The sequence below is a fragment of the Acinetobacter sp. P37 genome (assembly GCF_057480965.1).
Map to the genome: position 1 here is coordinate 1 of NZ_JBLIYY010000013.1, position 18,894 is coordinate 18,894.

21 protein-coding genes and 1 pseudogene are annotated in these 18,894 nt (G+C 35.4%); 11 read left to right on the forward strand and 11 right to left on the reverse strand.

The genetic code is table 11. The features are described from left to right. Positions 1–824 precede the first annotated feature (824 nt). The 7 genes and pseudogenes from AC25JC_RS12165 to AC25JC_RS12195 form a co-directional block, all read left to right on the forward strand. Positions 825–1,046, forward strand: coding sequence for a transposase (locus tag AC25JC_RS12165; protein ID WP_067766975.1), 222 nt, complete (start codon positions 825–827; stop codon positions 1,044–1,046). Between the two features lie 123 nt (positions 1,047–1,169). Continuing rightward, positions 1,170–1,385, forward strand: a complete 216-nt coding sequence (locus tag AC25JC_RS12170; protein WP_180023751.1) for a cold-shock protein — start codon at positions 1,170–1,172, stop codon at positions 1,383–1,385. A gap of 3 nt (positions 1,386–1,388) precedes the next feature. Beyond that, positions 1,389–1,601 (forward strand): hypothetical protein, encoded by a 213-nt coding sequence (locus AC25JC_RS12175; RefSeq protein ID WP_180115731.1) that lies wholly within the window; start codon positions 1,389–1,391, stop codon positions 1,599–1,601. A gap of 563 nt (positions 1,602–2,164) precedes the next feature. After that, complete coding sequence (locus AC25JC_RS12180) at positions 2,165–2,434, forward strand: hypothetical protein (protein ID WP_078193453.1); 270 nt, start codon at positions 2,165–2,167, stop codon at positions 2,432–2,434. A gap of 363 nt (positions 2,435–2,797) precedes the next feature. Next, positions 2,798–3,007, forward strand: coding sequence for a cold-shock protein (locus AC25JC_RS12185; RefSeq protein ID WP_111883687.1), 210 nt, complete (start codon positions 2,798–2,800; stop codon positions 3,005–3,007). A 144-nt stretch (positions 3,008–3,151) separates the two neighbouring features. Next, on the forward strand, positions 3,152–3,307 hold the full coding sequence (locus AC25JC_RS12190) for a hypothetical protein (protein WP_180171438.1): 156 nt from the start codon (positions 3,152–3,154) through the stop codon (positions 3,305–3,307). A gap of 12 nt (positions 3,308–3,319) precedes the next feature. Beyond that, positions 3,320–3,445 (forward strand): annotated as a pseudogene (locus AC25JC_RS12195) (putative metallopeptidase); the annotation flags it as partial. Between the two features lie 338 nt (positions 3,446–3,783). On the opposite strand, the gene AC25JC_RS12200 reads toward AC25JC_RS12195, so the two are convergent. Next, a complete protein-coding gene (locus tag AC25JC_RS12200) occupies positions 3,784–4,017 on the reverse strand; it encodes a DUF2171 domain-containing protein (RefSeq protein WP_078193451.1) in 234 nt (77 codons plus the stop codon). A gap of 329 nt (positions 4,018–4,346) precedes the next feature. On the opposite strand from AC25JC_RS12200, the gene AC25JC_RS12205 reads away from it, so the two are divergent. Then, entirely contained in the window at positions 4,347–4,544 is a 198-nt protein-coding gene (locus tag AC25JC_RS12205; protein WP_111883685.1) for a hypothetical protein, read from the forward strand. 138 nt (positions 4,545–4,682) lie between these two features. On the opposite strand, the gene AC25JC_RS12210 is transcribed toward AC25JC_RS12205, so the two are convergent. Then, positions 4,683–5,243 (reverse strand): lipocalin family protein, encoded by a 561-nt coding sequence (locus AC25JC_RS12210; RefSeq protein WP_486924117.1) that lies wholly within the window; start codon positions 5,241–5,243, stop codon positions 4,683–4,685. Positions 5,244–5,767: 524 nt separating this feature from the next. Between AC25JC_RS12210 and AC25JC_RS12215 the strand changes: the two genes are divergently transcribed. After that, positions 5,768–7,738, forward strand: a complete 1,971-nt coding sequence (locus AC25JC_RS12215) for a BCCT family transporter (protein WP_486924118.1) — start codon at positions 5,768–5,770, stop codon at positions 7,736–7,738. 44 nt (positions 7,739–7,782) lie between these two features. Here AC25JC_RS12215 and AC25JC_RS12220 read toward each other — a convergent pair whose 3' ends face one another. The 5 genes from AC25JC_RS12220 to AC25JC_RS12240 form a co-directional block, all read right to left on the reverse strand. Next, the gene (locus AC25JC_RS12220) at positions 7,783–9,861 is read right to left on the reverse strand and encodes a catalase (RefSeq protein WP_486924119.1); all 2,079 of its coding nucleotides are present in this window, start codon (positions 9,859–9,861) and stop codon (positions 7,783–7,785) included. Positions 9,862–9,987: 126 nt separating this feature from the next. Continuing rightward, a complete protein-coding gene (locus tag AC25JC_RS12225; protein WP_078193447.1) occupies positions 9,988–10,683 on the reverse strand; it encodes a DUF421 domain-containing protein in 696 nt (231 codons plus the stop codon). Between the two features lie 43 nt (positions 10,684–10,726). Beyond that, positions 10,727–11,023, reverse strand: a complete 297-nt coding sequence (locus tag AC25JC_RS12230; protein WP_078193446.1) for a hypothetical protein — start codon at positions 11,021–11,023, stop codon at positions 10,727–10,729. A gap of 84 nt (positions 11,024–11,107) precedes the next feature. Then, on the reverse strand, positions 11,108–11,518 hold the full coding sequence (locus tag AC25JC_RS12235; RefSeq protein ID WP_486924120.1) for a hypothetical protein: 411 nt from the start codon (positions 11,516–11,518) through the stop codon (positions 11,108–11,110). A 189-nt stretch (positions 11,519–11,707) separates the two neighbouring features. Then, entirely contained in the window at positions 11,708–12,181 is a 474-nt protein-coding gene (locus tag AC25JC_RS12240; protein ID WP_486924121.1) for a CinA family protein, read from the reverse strand. Between the two features lie 247 nt (positions 12,182–12,428). On the opposite strand from AC25JC_RS12240, the gene AC25JC_RS12245 reads away from it, so the two are divergent. Then, a complete protein-coding gene (locus tag AC25JC_RS12245; RefSeq protein ID WP_486924122.1) occupies positions 12,429–13,826 on the forward strand; it encodes an iron-containing redox enzyme family protein in 1,398 nt (465 codons plus the stop codon). A 480-nt stretch (positions 13,827–14,306) separates the two neighbouring features. After that, positions 14,307–15,578: a tyrosine-type recombinase/integrase gene (locus tag AC25JC_RS12250; protein WP_486924176.1), complete on the forward strand. Its 1,272-nt coding sequence runs from the start codon at positions 14,307–14,309 to the stop codon at positions 15,576–15,578. 12 nt (positions 15,579–15,590) lie between these two features. Here the strand turns inward: AC25JC_RS12250 and AC25JC_RS12255 are convergent, their stop codons facing one another. The 4 genes from AC25JC_RS12255 to AC25JC_RS12270 form a co-directional block, all read right to left on the reverse strand. Beyond that, positions 15,591–15,854, reverse strand: coding sequence for a helix-turn-helix domain-containing protein (locus AC25JC_RS12255; protein ID WP_180115727.1), 264 nt, complete (start codon positions 15,852–15,854; stop codon positions 15,591–15,593). 140 nt (positions 15,855–15,994) lie between these two features. Continuing rightward, positions 15,995–17,164, reverse strand: a complete 1,170-nt coding sequence (locus tag AC25JC_RS12260) for a hypothetical protein (protein WP_486924123.1) — start codon at positions 17,162–17,164, stop codon at positions 15,995–15,997. Continuing rightward, positions 17,161–18,282: an ATP-binding protein gene (locus tag AC25JC_RS12265; RefSeq protein WP_486924124.1), complete on the reverse strand. Its 1,122-nt coding sequence runs from the start codon at positions 18,280–18,282 to the stop codon at positions 17,161–17,163. Before AC25JC_RS12265 ends, AC25JC_RS12260 begins: the two co-directional genes overlap by 4 nt. Beyond that, positions 18,282–18,707, reverse strand: a complete 426-nt coding sequence (locus AC25JC_RS12270) for a hypothetical protein (RefSeq protein WP_486924125.1) — start codon at positions 18,705–18,707, stop codon at positions 18,282–18,284. The genes AC25JC_RS12265 and AC25JC_RS12270 overlap by 1 nt, the downstream gene beginning before the upstream one ends. Positions 18,708–18,894: the final 187 nt, after the last annotated feature.

The window sequence follows — 18,894 nt, forward strand, 5'->3', positions numbered from 1 at the left end:
TTCATCCGCAGATTATGCATGAATATTTAAAATTCTTCGGTACAAATAATCAGCAAGAGACTGTTCGTTTTTTGATTTATGAAAGAGGCTTAATATTTATGTTATTAAATTTAAATAATTAATTTAATATATCAAGGGCCATTAAAATGTTACAACTTATAAAATGTATGATTAGTATACATAGTGAGATGGTTACACGAAAGTGCTTTGATGGAAATTTAATTTTTTTGTCAGAGTTGTTTAAATGTAAAGAAATAACGACTCAAAATAATTTAAAGTTTCAGAAAATCCCGCTAGGAAGTAGCGGGATTTTTTTGGTGACTATATGACAGACAAAGTACAGGCAAAACACGACTTAGAAATTTACATAAAGTATTGCAATGATTATCACACAAATATTGGATAGCTAGCAGGAAGAGAATATAAAAATCACAAATATAAATAAAATTGAAATAAGGTTAGGTGAATATTAATATATCTGATATAGTGTGTTCGATCGAATCCGTAAGCGGAACGGTAGTGTTTGAGTTGTTAACGGAATTGCGTATTCCCTCCATTCTGATGTTCAAGCATCAAATTCAAACAGTTAACGCATAGCATGAATTCGCATCATGCCGATCAAGGGAAGCCTGCAGCTATCCGTGGGTTTTCCTTAAATCATATTTTTAAGATAATGATTTAATTTTTATATCTTTTCTTAAATTTCACAGCTACTGTAAATATCATAAGTTTAAATTTTTCTTAAGTGAACAATCTCCAAAATTAAAGTTGGTTTTATTTTTAATACTATTCTGTTTACAAAAGCTCATTATATGAGTCAATAAATGAACATATCTAACGGCTGGACTACTGCTTCAGCAACTAACGGCGATGAAATTCGTGTGAATATTATTCCGTTAAAAAAAATTCAAAGCAATTTGAATGGTAAAACCTTAGTTGAAGTTGCTAAACAAGTTGTCCTAGAGTCAGGACAAAAGCTAACTTTAAATATTGATGGTAAATCTTTTTATACTGAACTAAATAAACTATATAAATTGTATTTTTAAACATTCACTCTCAAACCTAAACAGTTTAGAGCTAAATTTTTTAATTAAATTATTTATAGATTAACTATTTATTTTCTTAATTTTTGAAGAACTCTAAATTAAATATTATTAAAGGAAATTATTATGTCAAATTTAACTACAGGCACTGTTAAGTGGTTTAACGATACTAAAGGCTTCGGTTTCATCGCGGCTGATAACGGCGAAGAAGTTTTTGCTCATTTTTCTCAAATCATTTCAGGTGGTTTCAAATCACTTGCTGAAGGTCAGCGTGTACAATTTAGCGTATCAAAAGGTCAACGTGGTTTCCAAGCGAGTGAAATCATTGGGATTGATGGATAATACATGGATACTTTACTAAACAAAGTAATGTTAGATGTGGTTGATCAACATGGCGCTGTTTATACACTTGAAGCTATGTGCGAAAAATCCTCTGATGAGCCAAATAGTTATGGTGATTGCGTCCGTTATCTAAATATAGATGATGAAATAATTAAGCCTAGCTTTGATATGCATTTCTACAGTGATAAAACTGGAAAAATATTTAAGTTATTTTAATTTTTACATGCAATTAAATTAACCTCCTCCGGGAGGTTTTTTATTGGGTGAAATATGGAGCCTGATGTATATAACGCGCTAACCAAAAAGATACGTCCCAAAAAGAAACCACGCACCAGGCCTTTACCTAAAGCCAGTGAAAAATACTGAGAAGCACTCGAGCGACTAAAATAAATATTAGACCGAATGAAAATGAAGTATGAGGAGTACTTTCATTTCAATATTACGAAGCATTGGCGTTTTTACTTTTACACCTCCTTGAACATCAAATGCAAATTGAAATCGCAACATGTTCTGGTGGTCGTAAAGGCAAATTTGCAACAAAAGCCTAAAGTGTTGATCTATATGACCATGCTGAAAAAATGGGTTGTCGATTTCACAGATTTGAACTTGCAGATATCAATATGGGGCGGGCAAAGGCCTGACTAAAAGCTTAAAAAAACATGAGTTATCTTAAATTAGATATTTCAAAGCATATTGTTTCAGGATGTTAGATTACTTTAATTTTCTCATAATAACCGTTAGTTTGGGATTTCAACCTTAACAATTATGAGAAGAAAGTCATGAATAAAAATTTTGAATTACATGTTTTAAGCCAGATTTATGATTTTCTGATAGAGCGAACTGAACATTCACAGCAAGGTTTGCATAACAAGGTTCTGGAGTTTTTCAAAGAACTTAATTTAGGTAATGACAATGATTTTGAAATTGTTGATCCTAAAAAGATTGCGGGTAAATTTGGAGCAGTGAGTTTTATTCACTTAATCAATGTACCAAACTTTCATGATAAAGATAAATTTTTAAAATGGGCATACACGCAGTTGAATCGATAGTTTATATTAATTAGCTTTAAAGATATATTTTGAATACATATTTTGATTAAAGTGCTTTATAATTTACTGGCTCATATCAGCGCAAATGAATTGAGTGAAGCCCCACATGTATATGTGGGGCTTTTTTCATTCAATTTATGGAAAGTGTGAATGATCGAACATTACAATCTATATCTGATTATTACCTTAATATGAGAGAAATTTATCACTTTTGTGCGTAATTGCAAAATAAAACAAGAACTTGATTCACATAGATCTAACAGTTGTATCCTCATATTTAAGGATTATTGGTTATATTGAATATGCTTGTTAATTAATATTTACAGCAATTTCTAAACTGATAATTACTTAAAGGGAATATGAATGTCTAATTTAACAAACGGTACAGTGAAGTGGTTCAACGGTACAAAAGGTTTTGGATTTATTGCTTCCGATACTGGTGAAGAATTATTTGCACACTATAGTGAAGTACGAATCGATGGCTATAAAGTACTAGAGGAAGGTCAGCGTGTAATGTTTGAAATTACAAATGGCAAGAAAGGCAAGCAAGCCAGCAATATCCAAATTCTCTAAAAAAATATTTACTAAACATGTAATGACATGTCATGTCTTGACCCGTCAATAATTGACGGGTTTTTGTCATTAATTGCCATTAAGTTTTAATATTTAAATGCTTAATTTAATTAAATGAAAACTACATGATAAGAGCAATAAAAAATGGCCTTTACAAGACTACAAGTACTGATTGGCGGACTAATTATAAGTGTGTTGATTTCTTCTGTGTGGATTTACCATGAAAAGAAGAAACAACGACGGGAAGAAATTCAAAAAATCATCATCGAAGCTAGAGCAGGATTAAGTCATGCTCAATAATAGGAGCTAAACTTGGAATACTTTAGACCATTCCCACCTTCAGATCTGATTGATCAGGCCGAGGAAGAAGACGCCATACGTCTAGCACCAGCACAAGAATTATTGGCCTGGGTGAAAGATAATTATTTGAATGTAGGGATAACTTCATAATCTAGACAATCATTAATATATGAAAAACTTTATTTAAAGACTTTCTTATTATTTATCTCATCAATGATTTTCATAAATTTACACAGTAATCGTCATGCTTTGTTAGTGTAGAGTTTTAACAAATATATAGGCCTAAAGTATGAAAACGTTAGCCATTATAAGCGTGGTATTCGTATTGGGGCTGGTAGGTTGCCAGCAAAAAGACAGCAATGAAAATGAAGAGACGACAACACCTCATACATTAGATAAAGACTAACTTCCTCCAATGATTATTACAGCAGATATGAAAAAACCCTCATTAAGAGGGTTTTTTTAGGATTAGGGTTTTAAGCTTCAATCCAATTATCTTTAACTTCTTGAGAGTCTTTAGTCAGTACAATTTTATTGTCTGTAATTTCACCAACCCATGAAACTGGAATTAAGTGGTGATGACCATCACCATGCTTAGTCAGTTTAATTTGATCCGAACCTTGCAAGTGGTCTACTTCACCAACTTTAGTCCCACATGAAGCAATTACATCTGCATGGCTCTTAATATTTTCAACATTAATAGTAGTCATTAGAATATTATCCTATTTCAATGTGAGTGAGCATTCAGCCTATCGTAAATAGACGCTGATATCAGGGATTGAAATAGAAGGGATACAAAGGGTCTTATGTTCTTACGTTCTTGGCTAGATAAATTACATTGTATTATTTAGAAATAAGTTTTGATTTGGGCGTTTTACGACCTTTTTATAGTTTTTTTGGATACTTTTTATCTATTGGAAATACGAAAACTTGAAAATATTATCTTAATTTGTAATCCTTTCGGCCAAGGGTGTCTAGCTATGCTAAGGCAGGTATTTGTTGTAGTCGGGCCGCTATAACGCGGATAACGAGTGCCTGTATGTTTAACTTAAAGATTTTTAACAAAGTCTCTACGGAAGTATTGACTATAAAAAATGATCTCCAGCTTAATTCAGAGCTGCAACTTATTAATAAATATAAATCTTCTGATTCTGATGTGTATAAGCAAGCAATTGTTTTAATTTTCAAAGATCGTGGATATTCAAATTTAGAAATTGGTCAATTATTAGAAAGATAAATTTATTTGTAATCAGTTTAGGAAAAGAGCCTTTGCCTAGCGCAGAAAGCATATATTGTTCTAAGCACTTATTTTTAAATTTAATACAAATAATGGATCATTAAATTAAAAAGCCCTCAATAAGAGGGCTTTTAAAGCTTATTTATGTTTAGTCTTAATGAGATCTGATAAATCAAAACCGATAGATTTTGCATAATCTAGGTATTCGTCAACTGTGGCTTGGTTGGGGTTAGCAGTTCTGCTGAGCACCCAAAGATATTTTTTATTTGGTGACCCAACTAATGCAGTTTGATAGTCATCATCAATTTTTAAAACCCAATAATCACCACGGCCTACTGGCAACCAACGAATTGCTTTTGGTAAAAAGCTCACTTTAAGTTTCGAGTTGGCTGGCGCGTTCTGAACATATGCTTCACCAATTGATTGGTTAAGTTTGCCGTCTGCGCTATAGCAACTATTATCGACTTTCACGTTACCATTTTCATTTAAAGAGTATTTAGCCGTGACGTTATAATCACATTTATTTTGGAAATAAAGTGGCTTACGTGCAATCTCATGCCAAGTACCAAGATATTTATTTAAATCTACTTTTGGTACCGCTTGAACTTCCGTAGTATTTGCATTTGCCGTTGAGAGCAATGAACCTGCAATAAGTACTGCACCACCAGCTAAAAGGAGCTTACGGGTTTTTGAATTCATGTTATAAGCCTGCTTTAATTTGAAAGTGAATTAATTACTATAAATTGCTTTTAAGCTCATTTTGTTTTTTTATGTATTAAGTATTTGATCTTTAATCATTGTTTAACTTTTTAAGTTTTATTAATCCTTTTACTACCATTTTTAACAGATAAATAATATTACTTATATAAGCCCAAAAACTAAGTGAAAAAATGCTTACATTAAGCAAAATTATAATTACTTTCTAAGAACTCACTTACTTCTAAAGCACTTCAAGAGAGTATTGAATAAGAAAATTAATTGACGAAATAAATAGTTTAGTAGTGGTCTTAATTTGCTTTACTACTTAATATTGGATTATATATCTAAAAATATGATAACATGCTCAAACTCTAAGCAATGGCTTTGAATGAGTCAGCCTTAAATTTTCAAACGAAAATGAAAATGCCAGCACTTTTCAATACAAGCCTGTTTCTTCCGCAAATAGCGGATATCTCTTTGATCAATTCAGATCTGTCTTACAAATAAAACGGAATAGGGAAGGTATGTCTTCATTGAAACCGTCATGGTATTCCAATGTGAATCCAAATGTGTTTATTAGCACAGTTGTTATTATTGGCATTTTTATTGCCATTGTATTTTTAGCTCCCAATGCTTTTGATTTAATAACTAAACAACTGAATCAATGGGTTACAAACTCATTCAGTTGGTTCTATGTGCTATCTGTAGCCATTTTTCTAATAGTGCTTATTTATATTGCCTGTTCAAATATGGGTAAAATTAAACTTGGTTTAGATCATAGCCAGCCAAAGTTTAGTAATAGCTCTTGGTTCGCTATGCTATTTACAGCTGGTATGGGCATTGGCTTAATGTTCTTCGGCGTTGCGGAACCAGTGATGCACTATGTTTCACCTCCAACTGGTGAGCCTGAAACAATTCAATCAGCGCAGCAAGCCATGCGTGTAACATTCTTTCATTGGGGACTTCATGCTTGGGCAATTTACACAATTGTGGGCTTAGCTTTAGCTTACTTTGCATATAGACATAATCTACCTCTTAAGATTCGCTCTGCTTTATATCCTCTTATTGGAAAGAAAATTTATGGTCCAATTGGTGATGGTGTGGATACTTTTGCGACCATCGGTACAGTATTTGGTGTCGCAACAACATTAGGTTTTGGTGTAACCCAAATTAACTCTGGCTTAAATTATTTATTCGGAATTGAATATTCAACGACGACGCAGCTTATTTTAATTGTCATTGTTACAGCTATGGCATCTTTATCTGTATTTATGGGCTTAGACAAGGGTATTAAACGATTATCAGAGATTAATCTGGGCCTAGCTTTAGTGCTGTTGCTATTTGTATTTTTTGCTAGTTCAAGCATTTTTATATTGCAAACGACTATCCAAAACACGGGGCAATACATTTCAAATTTGTTCAATATGACTTTTAATTTATATGCCTACCAGTCTGATGGTTGGATCGGTGGTTGGACAATTATGTACTGGGCATGGTGGATTTCATGGTCACCATTTGTAGGTATGTTTATTGCGCGTGTGTCTGAAGGACGTACTATTCGTGAGTTTATTGTAGGGGTTTTACTTATTCCAACAGGCTTCACGCTGATCTGGATGGGAGTCATGGGGAATGCTGCACTCTATAGTATTTTAAACGAAGCGAACACCTCGCTGATTTCTGCAGTGCAACGAGATTCATCCGTTGCATTATTTGAATATTTAGGGACCTTGCCATTCTCAGGTGTGATGAGTTTTGTGGCGACCATTCTGGTCATGTTGTTTTTTGTGACATCGGCAGACTCTGGGGCTTTAGTTACAGACTATTTAACAGCAAAATCGGAAAACTCTCCGACTTGGCAACGATTGTTTTGGACAACGTTAATGGCAGTGCTTGCGATTGTTTTGTTGTTCGCTGGAGGTTTAGGTGCTTTGCAATCAGCGACTATGTTGAGTGCATTACCATTTACTTTTGTAATGCTTTTAATTTGCTGGGGGCTAGTCAAGGCTCTACATTTAGATGCAACCAAGATGCAAGCATTACAGGATGCACGTATTACACCTAGAGCAATTCATAATCCAAGAAGTTGGCAGCAACGTTTAGGATTGATTATGCATTATCCGCATACACGTGAAGAAGTTGAACAGTATATTGATACAACGGTAAGCCAGGCATTTTCAAATCTACAAAAAGAGTTTAAGCGTCGTCATTTAGATGTGACGGTAAACACGGTAGATGATGGCTTGCAGCTACGTGTAAACCATCAAGATGAGATTAACTTTATCTACCAAGTGGTTGTTCAAGAAAAAAATACACCAAGTTTTATGACTGATTCAGATGAAATTACACAAGATTACCAAGCTGAAGTGTTTTTGAGGGAAGGTGGTCAAAATTATGACATCATCGAATGGACGCAAGAAGATATTTTGCAAGATGTTATTGATCAATACGAACGTCATCTACATTTTTTAAATCTAGTTAGAACCAAGAACCAATAGATAAAAAACCGCCCAAAAGGGCGGTTTTTTTATTCATAGTTAAATTAGGCCGGTATAGAAGCAACCTTATCTTCACGGTCCCAATAACGGTGATTCTGTATCGCTGTTTTAAATTGATCACTGACATCTTTGAAACTTTGTGAAGTGAAAAGCGCAGCATCTTGAGTCAGATTAAGCTCTTTAATTAAAGCCTCTTTATCACCCAATAAAACTATAGGTTTAAGATGCTTAAATGTTTCCAATACATAATGTTTAGCTACACCATCATTTAAGAACTCATCTAAATTATCTCCATCAACAACAACGACAGCATCGTAGGTAACTGAAGGTTCGCCATTTTGACGTCCATTAACTGCAATTTCTTTACCATCGTTAGATTTAACTGGCGCTGCATTAGGGGCTAAAACTTCAACTACAGCACTTTCTGATTCGCCCCAAGTCTTGATTGCATCGATAGAGGAAGCATTAGCGCCGTTGTGCACCAACAGAGCAATTTTTCGTTGCTTAATATCAGATGCAGGGTATGCCAATGTGCTTAAGTGATCAGATTTAGCGACGGTAGCTTTCTTAACCGATTTATTTTGCTTAGTCGGAGCAGCTAACCCTAATTCATTTGCAACAAATTTCGCTAAATCCAAGTCAATATTTGCAAGCACTTCATTTACGACCCGTTCCCTAATTTCAACAGCTTTCACTTTTGAAAGTTCAAATGCATAGGCATCCTTTATATGCTGTTGTTCATGCTTAGCAAGACTTTGGTAATGCATGGTCGCTTGCGAGAAATGATCTGCGAAGCTTTCTGGTCTAATTCTTAACTTGCTGCCTTGGATTTGTTCAGGATGGGTTCGAAATGCATGCGGATCATTATTAGATTCTCTAGGCCAATTTTCATCTACAGAGTTAGGCTCATAATTCGCTTTACCTTTATAGACTTCATGGTTTGCATAGCCGCCACGTCGATTGGTATGAAAGGGGCAGACTGGTTTATTAATTGGAATTTGATTAAAGTTTGCAGTACCTAAACGGTGCAAATGGGTATCTGTATAGCTGAACAGACGACCTTGTAATAAAGGATCATTACTAAAATCAATTCCTGAAACAATATTGGCTGGACTGAAAGCAACTTGCTCTGTTTCTGCAAAGAAATCATCTGTATTTCGATTTAGAGTAAATTTACCTAGTGGAGTAATAGGTACGAGCTCTTCAGGTACCAATTTTGTAGCATCCAACACATCAAAGTCCCATTGCGCCGCTTCTTCTTCAGTAAAGATCTGTGCCCCTAATTCCCACTCAGGATAATTGCCACGTTCAATGGCATCCCATAGATCGCGACGATGGAAGTCGGGATCTTTACCATTAAGCTTTAAGGCCTCATCCCAAACGACTTGGGCAACACCTTGTTTCGGTGTCCAGTGGAATTTAACCAAATGCGCCTGATTATCTTTGTTAATTAATCTGAAGGTATGTACACCAAAACCTTGAATCGATCGTAAATTTCTAGGAATAGCACGATCTGACATCACCCAGGTTGTCATATGAGAGGCTTCGGTATTTAAAGAAATAAAATCCCAAAAGGTATCATGCGCAGATTGACCAGTAGGAACTTCGTTCGGATCTTCAGGCTTCACTGCGTGGACAAAGTCAGGGAACTTGATTGCGTCCTGAATAAAAAATACAGGAATGTTATTACCGACTAAATCGTAGTTTCCATCTTCGGTATAAAATTTGATGGAAAATCCGCGTACATCACGGACTACATCAGCTGAGCCGCGTCCGCCTTGTACTGTAGAAATTCTGACAAAGATTGGTGTTGGATTTTGAGTATTAGTCAAAAATTTAGCCTTAGTCCATTTTTCGTTGCCTTCATAAGCTTCAAAATAACCATGCGCTCCAACACCACGAGCATGCACAACACGCTCAGGGATACGTTCACGGTCAAAGTGAATTAACTTATCTCGTAAGAGAAAATCTTCTAACAGAGTAGGACCAGTCTGATTTATTTTTAAACTGTTTTGATTGTCAGCTACAGGTACACCCAAAGATGAGGTCAGTGTTTTACCTTTAGGGGCTACATATGCCTCTTTTTCAAACTGATCAATTTTAGGATTATTTGATTTTTTCATGAGCTACATCCGTTTGTCTGATGTTATTTAGTACATGTGCTAGATAAGGTTTTGCTATTGCATAAAGCTAATATAGACAATAAAGATGCTTGGCAAAATTAAAGTAAAAAATTGTCTATTTTATGTTCAATCTGATGGTTGATTGGAGCTACTTTCACAATAAAAAGCAGATTCAGCCCAGCGGTCACATTTGCAGCGGGGGCACTGAGCATTTAGAGAACTAATAAATTGTGTTTGACCACACAGCATGCACGAATAGTATTTTTTGGAATCAAAACGCTGTGCTTTTTGGTAGTGATCAGGAAAAATTGGTAGTCCCCATTTAATATTATCCTTGGCATAAGGGATTACACTTAGACACCCATCTGTTTCAAGTAAGGCTGATTTGACTTGCCCTAAGTGTTCTATTTTGTTTTGCCTTAACTCAGCAAAAAATTCGTCATATGAATACTTTTCCTGTTTGATATCTTCAACAATCAATAAGCCATCTTTGACGATATACATTGGCCTACCTTCTAACATGGTTTCAAACGAATCTGATTTCATGATGAGGTATGTAGTTAATCTATAGAGAAGAATAATGACTGCAAATACTATGAGTGCTTGAATGATGGGGATATCATCATTAAACATGGGATCGCCAGCTGCAGATCCCAAACTTAAAATAATAGCTAACTCAAATACTGAAAGTTGCCTGACACCTCTTTTCCCTGAAAATCTTAAAAAAATAATAATTAAGATAAACATAATGATGCATCGGAAAATAATTTCCAATGCAAAGTTAAAAGAGGTGTCATGCAGAATTATTTTTATGAAGTCCATATTTGATACAATTTATTAATTCTAGTTTTACATACATACAGGGTTAAATTTTATCCCAAGCATCCTTAATCGCATGCTTAGCATGTTCCCATTTCAAGCGAGAATCTGCTTTAAACTCTTCCCATTTGGTTTGTAAATCCGGCTCAGAATCTTCGAAACGCGCATTTTCACCGTATAAATGACGTTCGCGCTCACCAAGCTCATAAGCTGACCTTAGATCACGGTCATAATCTATATCTGGCACTTCGCGTTGCAGATCCCCATAGTACGGTCTATTGGAGTAATCCGTGCGCCAGTCATGATGTATTGGATGTTCATTTTGATGGTCGTTCATAGTAATAACTCCGATAAATTATTTAATAAATTGCAAAAGTAGTGATCCCTGAGCTACTTCTGCAAATAAAAATTAATGTTGTTACTTTGACTATTGGTCTTGCTGATCATTCTGCTGACGCTGTTGATCAGATTGCTGATTTTGTTGGCGTTGGGGTTGCTGCTGCTGTTGCTGACCATTCTGCTGGCGCTGCTGATCAGATTGTTGATTTTGTTGATGTTGGGGTTGCTGCTGTTGTTGCTGATCATTCTGCTGACGGTGTTGAGCAGACTGCTGATTTTGTTGGCGTTGGGGTTGCTGCTGTTGTTGCTGACCATTCTGCTGACGCTGTTGATCAGACTGCTGGTTTTGTTGGTGTTGCGGTTGCTGTTGTTGTTGCTGACCATTTTGCTGACGCTGTTGATCAGACTGCTGATTTTGTTGGTTTTGAGGTTTTTTAGTATCGCCACGTTGGTGCTGTAAGCGAGTATCATTATTTTGATCTTGGTTATAATTAGACATAATACTGTTCCTTTAAAGATTAATTAGATAATCTACTCAATTACAGTAGATCATTTATTATTAACATGAATATTGCTAATATGATTATTAAAGATGTTACATAATCTTTATTAAGTTTCAATTTGTTTAAAAGTAAAACTTTAGGGGCTGTTTTATATACATAAATAGTCTTTTTTTAATTACATGAAACTAACAATAATAATTTTTTAATATTTTAGTGAGTGACTTGCATAGAGCTTTATATAGTATTTTTAATTTTTTGATAGGCTTACCTTTAGTTAAAATTCTGAAATTATAAAATTTTTTCTTAAAATAAATGCAATAGAAAAAAGTACCTACAGGTTTCTTTTTGTTTTCGGATCCTCCGCGCTTTAAAAGTCCAGTGCAAGAAATATAAATATCTGATTTAAATAATTTTTTTCCATTTATAATCATTTGAGTGGTTACTTCTGGGGATTCAGCAGTATATTTATCTATAAGTGATTGTTTTATATTTAAAATACGCTTCTTGAATAGTAAGTCATAACTAACAATAGAACCATCCAGAAGTATTCCAGAGTTTTTATCTTGTGAAATTCTATATGCTAAATAACCTGCACTCGCACTTTCAAATAGCGTTATCGATAGGGATTTTTTAGAAATAAAGTCAAAAATTGATTTCATATAAATTATCCTATGAATATTTTATAAAAGAATCATAATTGATATTTAAATATGAATATGTGAATTAAGTCACATCAAAAAAAATGTTACTTTTTAAAAACTTGTTAAAAATTATGCTAAAGGTGTGTTTTATATATTAAAATTTTTAAAATATTACATTGCGTTAAATTTTATTAAAAAAATTAACAAATACTACTTATTTTCTGAACTATGGTTAAGAAGAATCATTTACCGCGTGAGAATTATAATGCCTACAGCAGTAAAAGAAAGAATCTTAAATTTAATAACCAAAGATCATCAGAAATATTTCGAAATTGTTGAGTTCTTCTTAGATGCTTCAATACCTAATTCAGCCAAAGAATTAAAGGCATTTAAGGTTTTAGAAAATGAAATTCTAACTCTCGAGCACATTGATGAGATGCCAAATGAGATAGACCATCTTGTCGATTGGATTCATCATAATAACCGTACACAGTGTGAATATTATAAAGAATACCTAGATAGAAGAAAGCAAGGTGGAGGAAGAGAGTATTTTTCATCAGTTAGTAAAGCTTATGAGTTTTTATACAAGGTTGCACCCACAAAAAAAGTGGATGGTTCATGGCTATATAGCTTTACTCAGTATTGGAATGATCCAGTATTTAGAGATTTTATTCAGATATATTTAGAGGAACTTGGTCTCGGTTCAGAAAAAGCCAATCACGTGAGAATGTACGACAACCTACTACTGGCACATGGTTTGAATCAACTATCTTTAAACTTATCTGATGCCTATTACCATCAGGCAGCAATACAGCTTGCGCTTGCATATGCACCTTCAGAGTTTATACCAGAGATAGCAGGTTTTAATTTAGGCTATGAACAACTTCCTTTACATTTGCTAATTAGCAATTACGAGTTAAAAGAACTTGGAATTGATGCACACTATTTTAATGTTCATATCACGATAGATAATTTTGATAATGGGCATGCGCAGCTTGCGACCAATGCCATTAAAAAACTTTCTACAAGATACAGATCTAAAGAAGAGTTCATTCGTAAACTCAAAATCGGCTATCTCCTAAATAACAAAGGAATGAGTTCAGTTCAGATAATTAAAAATTTAAGCACTGAAAAGATGGTGCTAGAAATATTTAAGAAAAAGGCGATCGTTGGTAAACACATGCATAGCAATAAGTGCATGTTTAATAATAAAACAACGAATGAATGGCTGTCTGAAGATGATAGTGTTGAAGAGTTTATTTTTGAACTTGTCCGTATGGGCTGGATAAAATTGAATCGACCACCTGAAGAGAGTAGGTTTTGGCAGATGATTCACAACGAAGACGGTAAAATGTTTGGAGTGTTTAATGCTGTTGAAAAAACTTTTATTTATGACTGGATTGCAGGTAAATCAGTAGATTCGAAACAAAATCAAGTGAATAATGAGTTTGTAAAAAACTTCCTAGAGACCAATTCATTTAGTTATTTAGCGAACCATGAAATGGCTGAGCTTAAGAAACAATTTGATGGAAGTACGAATACAGGATACAAGATTAACAAACTTCTAAAGTATTTAGCACCTCATATGCATCATCAAGAAATTGGTTTATGGAGTACCCAACGTATCGTAGAGAGTTTATTTCCATCTCTAGCCCGCCAATAAAATAAATACTCCAAAAGATTTATAACTTTCATCGTCAAAAATAACCGCTTTCGGGCGGTTTTACTTTTATGCAAAAAACAATGATAAAATAGTGAAAATTAATGAGTTTTTAAAGCAGTCTACAAAAAATCAAAAAAAATATTTTTTTGCAATTTGTAGACTCATTTATAGACTGTTGAGCTACAAATACAGCCAAATGAGTGCAATCTTATACAACCATTAAATTATTTAAGTGTTTGAAAATACAAGTGAATAAAACCAAATGCAATCAATTCCAATCCAAACAAAACTCGGTGGATTCTACTTTTTCTATAGCACTATTGTGGGCTTACATAAAATAATATAATAAATAAAAACAAATACTTAAATTGATATTTTATCGATTAAAATTATAAAAAATTGCCGATGTATACGATTTGTATACTCTCCCGAAAAATATTTTAATTCTCGTTTCTAGCGGGATGGGTTAAGTCTATGAGCATCAAAATTAATAAGCAATACGTAGAAGAATTAGAGTTCACTGCATCAGGCCAAAAGATTTACCGTGACAGTGAGCTTACTGGTTTTTGTGTTCGAGTAACATCCAATAGCAAAACATTCATTGTAGATAAAAAGTTCAACAATAAACTATATAGAATCGTCATTGGTAATCTAGAAAATATTACTGTGGCCGGAGCGAGAAAGAAAGCACAGATCATATTGGCTCAAATTTATAGTGGCCAATACGAACATAAAATGAAAAGCAATGATGACGGTTTCAATCCACTGAATATTACAGTAGGCGAAGCGCTTGAAATTTACCTGACCAAGAAAACTTTTAAGCCGAAAACAGTGAGGCAATATAACAAGTACATCGATCTGTACCTGAAGGGTTGGAGAGAGCGTAAAATTTTCGAAATTTCCAAAGATGAATTGCTGAATAAGTTTTTAGATGTTTCTGAGGTTAGTCCTTCAAGCGCCAATGGTGCAGTATCTTTGATTGGTACTCTTTGGAAATATATGCATGTACTTTATTCAACCAATGAAAATCCAATTCTAAAATCTAATCCTGTAGATGTGATTTCAGTGACGATAGGATGGAACACCATTGCACCTCGGGAGCGCTACCTCAGTAAAGATGTAATCTTTAAATATTATCAAGCAGTTATAAATTATTTTAATGAACTCAACTTAGAAGATACTGCACGTAGTAATACACATCGAGATATCATTTTATTTGTCATGTATACCGGCTGTCGTCGTGTAGAAGCTTGTAGCTTACGTTGGGAAAATGTTGATCTAGAAAAAGGAGTGGTCTCTTTTAACAATACCAAAAATGGTAAAAGTCATTTGCTACCTTTAGGTGATCATCTCATTTCGATATTAAAAGCTAGATTTTTGCTTAAGGAAAATGATTGGGTCTTCCCAGCGACCAAATTGCCTACTTCATGGAATATCCACGCAACGACTATCGATCGTACATTAAAAGAAATAGGTGATCAGGTTGGATTTTATGTGTCTACACATGACTTCCGAAGGACGTTCGCCACATTGTGTAATTTATTAAGGTTTAATATTTATGTGACTAAGCGTCTACTCAACCATACTGCAAAGCCTCGAGTAGATGTTACAGGTGGCTATGTGCAAATCCCATTGGAGGAATTGCGCGTATGTATGAATATGATTGAAGGCGTTTATCAGCAGAAAATTGATTGTTTTAATTATGAAAATGTTTGGAATTGTCGGTTAAGTGAGTTGAAAAAGGCGGGATAACCCGCCTTAGTATTAATATTGAGCCGTATTCGTCACTGTTTTTGACTCAAGATAAGCCATCACATCTTTTTTCTTATAGGCAATTCGACTGCCAATCTTAGAAAAAGGAAGTGACTGGTCTTCACAGCGCATCTTGGCCAAAGTCCAAGGAGAACATTGGAGATATAGTGCGACGACTTCCTGAGGGAAAAGCTGTTCTTCATGTGCATTTAAAAAACGTTCTAAGACCAAATTTTTCTCATCGTCTGATGCTTTTGAATATGTTCTTAATGTCATGCCTTATCTCCAAGTAGCTTCCTTAAATTTTGCATCGATGATGAGTTCTTCAATTTCACCAGCGCCTACATTGTTAAATATGTGAGTCATTTTTGCCCCGTATACAGTCAGTATTCGAGTCATAGAAGAGTAGTTGAATTTCATTGGACAACCTCACTTGCTTGATTTTCAAGCTCGAAGCGGCGCTTTTTAACGTAGTCCATTAACTTTGGTTGAATTTCAGGACTACGTGCAGAAACATCAATTTCCAAAGCATCTAATGTAGTTAAGTCAGGTGCATTCTGAATCTGAACCATCAGTGAAGGGGGAGTTTTAATTTCAGCTTCTGCAGGTGCAAGCTCACGTAGGCGCTTATGAATAGCATCCAACAATGGTTTACGCTGTACTTCTGTCCAGTTGCGTGTATAGCCGGTAAGGGCGGTGGCTTCTTTAGGTGTTTGAGCATTTGTTGCACGTGTTAGTAGATCATTTAAAAGGTTTTGATATTCATCATCTGTTGATTCACTCGCTAACTTTTTATCTGCTACTAACTTTTCAGCCTCAACCTGCAAACGCTTGAGTTCTTCTACACTCAAGTTATGAGCGGTATGTTCTGGCTTAGGTGTATACTGCTCAGGATCTAGTTTAAGCAGCTTATCCTCAGTTAACTTACATAGGTGCTGAGTGTGTTCACGTTCTAAATGGCCATTTGCCATAAACACCGGACGTAATGCCAAGACTGCATCATTAGTGGTACATGCATTAATTTGCATAGTGAACTTTTCAACCAGTTTCACTGGATCTGTTTCAATTTCTTCAACTGCAGATTGTTCGAATGTCTTTTCTTCCACATCATTTGATGTTTGAATTTGGCTATTTTCAGCTTCTGTAGCCGGTTCATTTTCCCAAGGCAGTGAGTTATCAGAGACAGGTTCTTCTTTATTTAAAGACCCACCACTCACTGTAATTAATGCCTGAGCGTGAACTACCGCATTATCTTCATATAGATGAACTAAGCCACGAGTGAGTAATTCCAAGTCAGATGCAGAGTTTTTCCATTTGAATGATTTACTCAATTCAGTTGTTAAAAGTGATGGAGCAAAACATGGGGTACCTTTTGCAGGTGCTTCGGATATGGCTTCTGGAACTTGCATGGTACCAATGGTCATATATACGACAGCAATACGGAATTCATGATCAGGGTCAAAGAAAACAGTCGCAGGGAAGTTGCGAATGCTATCAAAATCTAAATCAGATCCAGTATGACGACATTCAATATTTTGACCTGCAGCCATGGCAGCAAATGCTTCTTGTCCGTTTAAGATAATCATGAATTTACTCCCGCTTTAGCAATTTGATCTATTTCCTGTTTTACTTCTTGAATTTTCGATACATCGATTTGCATCAGCGAATCTATACCCAGATGTTCGCATACAGTTTTTGTATCTAATCCACGCTCATCGATGAAGGCCAATAGATCATCACGTTGCACATCTGATATGCCATTAAATTCAGGTGGACTCATCCACGTTTCTTTATGCTTATCAAAGGTACACTTTAGTTCTTTGGCTTTGAGTAGCATGGCTTGGCGCATGTTTTGGTAATACATATGACTCTTATCAAGGGACTCAGTTAACTGGTTTAGGTCACTGGCATATAGAGCTTCATCACAGCTTTGTTTCCAGTTTTCCAAGTCTTCAAGTGCTTTTGCTGAAGCCAATTGTGCAGGGGTTAATGTATTGATGTGTGCCTTAGCTGCTGAAATTAATTGTGCTAAAAACATCGGTTCTGTTTTTAAGTCAGGTACCCAAACTTCTCCAGTTTCTCCACCAAGCGCCCCTGAGTTTTTTGCATGGTGAGTGGGAGATGGTTTGAAATTGATGACACGCGCATTCTTACCTTCGCCAGTAGTGACAGTAGTCATGTAGCCCATCATATCTGCGATGCGGTACAGCTCATTTCTATTCTTACCACCTAAGTCAGGACGGTAGATGATCTGATCATTGTTTTGGTCCTCAGAGGCGTGAGCAATAAAGACAACATCTTTACCCATGCTAATCAGGGTATTCACATACTGCTTAAAAGTTTGATTGGCCAAGCCTTGGGCTTTTAGTTTTAAAGCGCCATCTTTCTGCCGGTTGTTAGGATGAAGTAGTAGGTGGGTTTTAATGCATTCAAGCATCGCGCCTACTGTATCAATAACGACAGTGTTGTAAGGTGCTAAGTCTTGAGTTGTAAGACCTGCAACGTCAGCCCATTGTTGAACTGGAATTACTGCGCCACGACGAAGTTCACCGGTACGATGAGCACCACGGTCAAAGTCAAAGGAAACAGCTTTATCAGCAGTAAAGCCTAAAGAGGATTTGCCGAGGCCTGGATCTGCATAGATGTAAGTGATGATGGCACTGACATTTAGTGCTTGGTCTGCCGGAATAATATTAATAGTCATCACACTACTCCCAACAAACGGTTTTTAATCATGTGCTGCACCAACATTTCATTGATATTGCGGTGGTCGTTGTAGTCTGTGAAGTCGGGGAACGGGTTACCGTACTCATCGGTAATGTGTTCGATAGAAAGCTGGGTGATTTCAGCCGTCTCGAATTCACTGCCTGGTACGCCGTAGCTGTCTTCGAATTGTTCAAAGTCAAAGCTAACGTCTAAGGTGAAGTTGTCTAAACGAATAACAGCACTACCTGAAGTTTTAGAATTGAGTTCCATTGCTGCGACAGCAGTAACTTCAGGTATGCTTTTGTGAAGCACCTGAGTATTGGCAGCTTCCGGCTTGTAGGCGAATGCTAATGCACCGATTGTTACGGTTGCAGCGACAAGTGTTACCTTGAGGCTATTGAAAGGGGTTAAGGTTTTGTTCATACTTATCTCGCAGTTTGCAAAGCACATCGGGGTTCGAAGATCGGTGTGCTTTTTTGTTGTCTGTGAGGTAAATATTACCTAAAAGGTAATTTATTGCAAGATAAAATTATCTATATTTATCTTTTTGGTTGTTTTTGATTTTGTGATAAGAAAAAAACCATTGTGGGATGTAAGAAATTAGTCGATA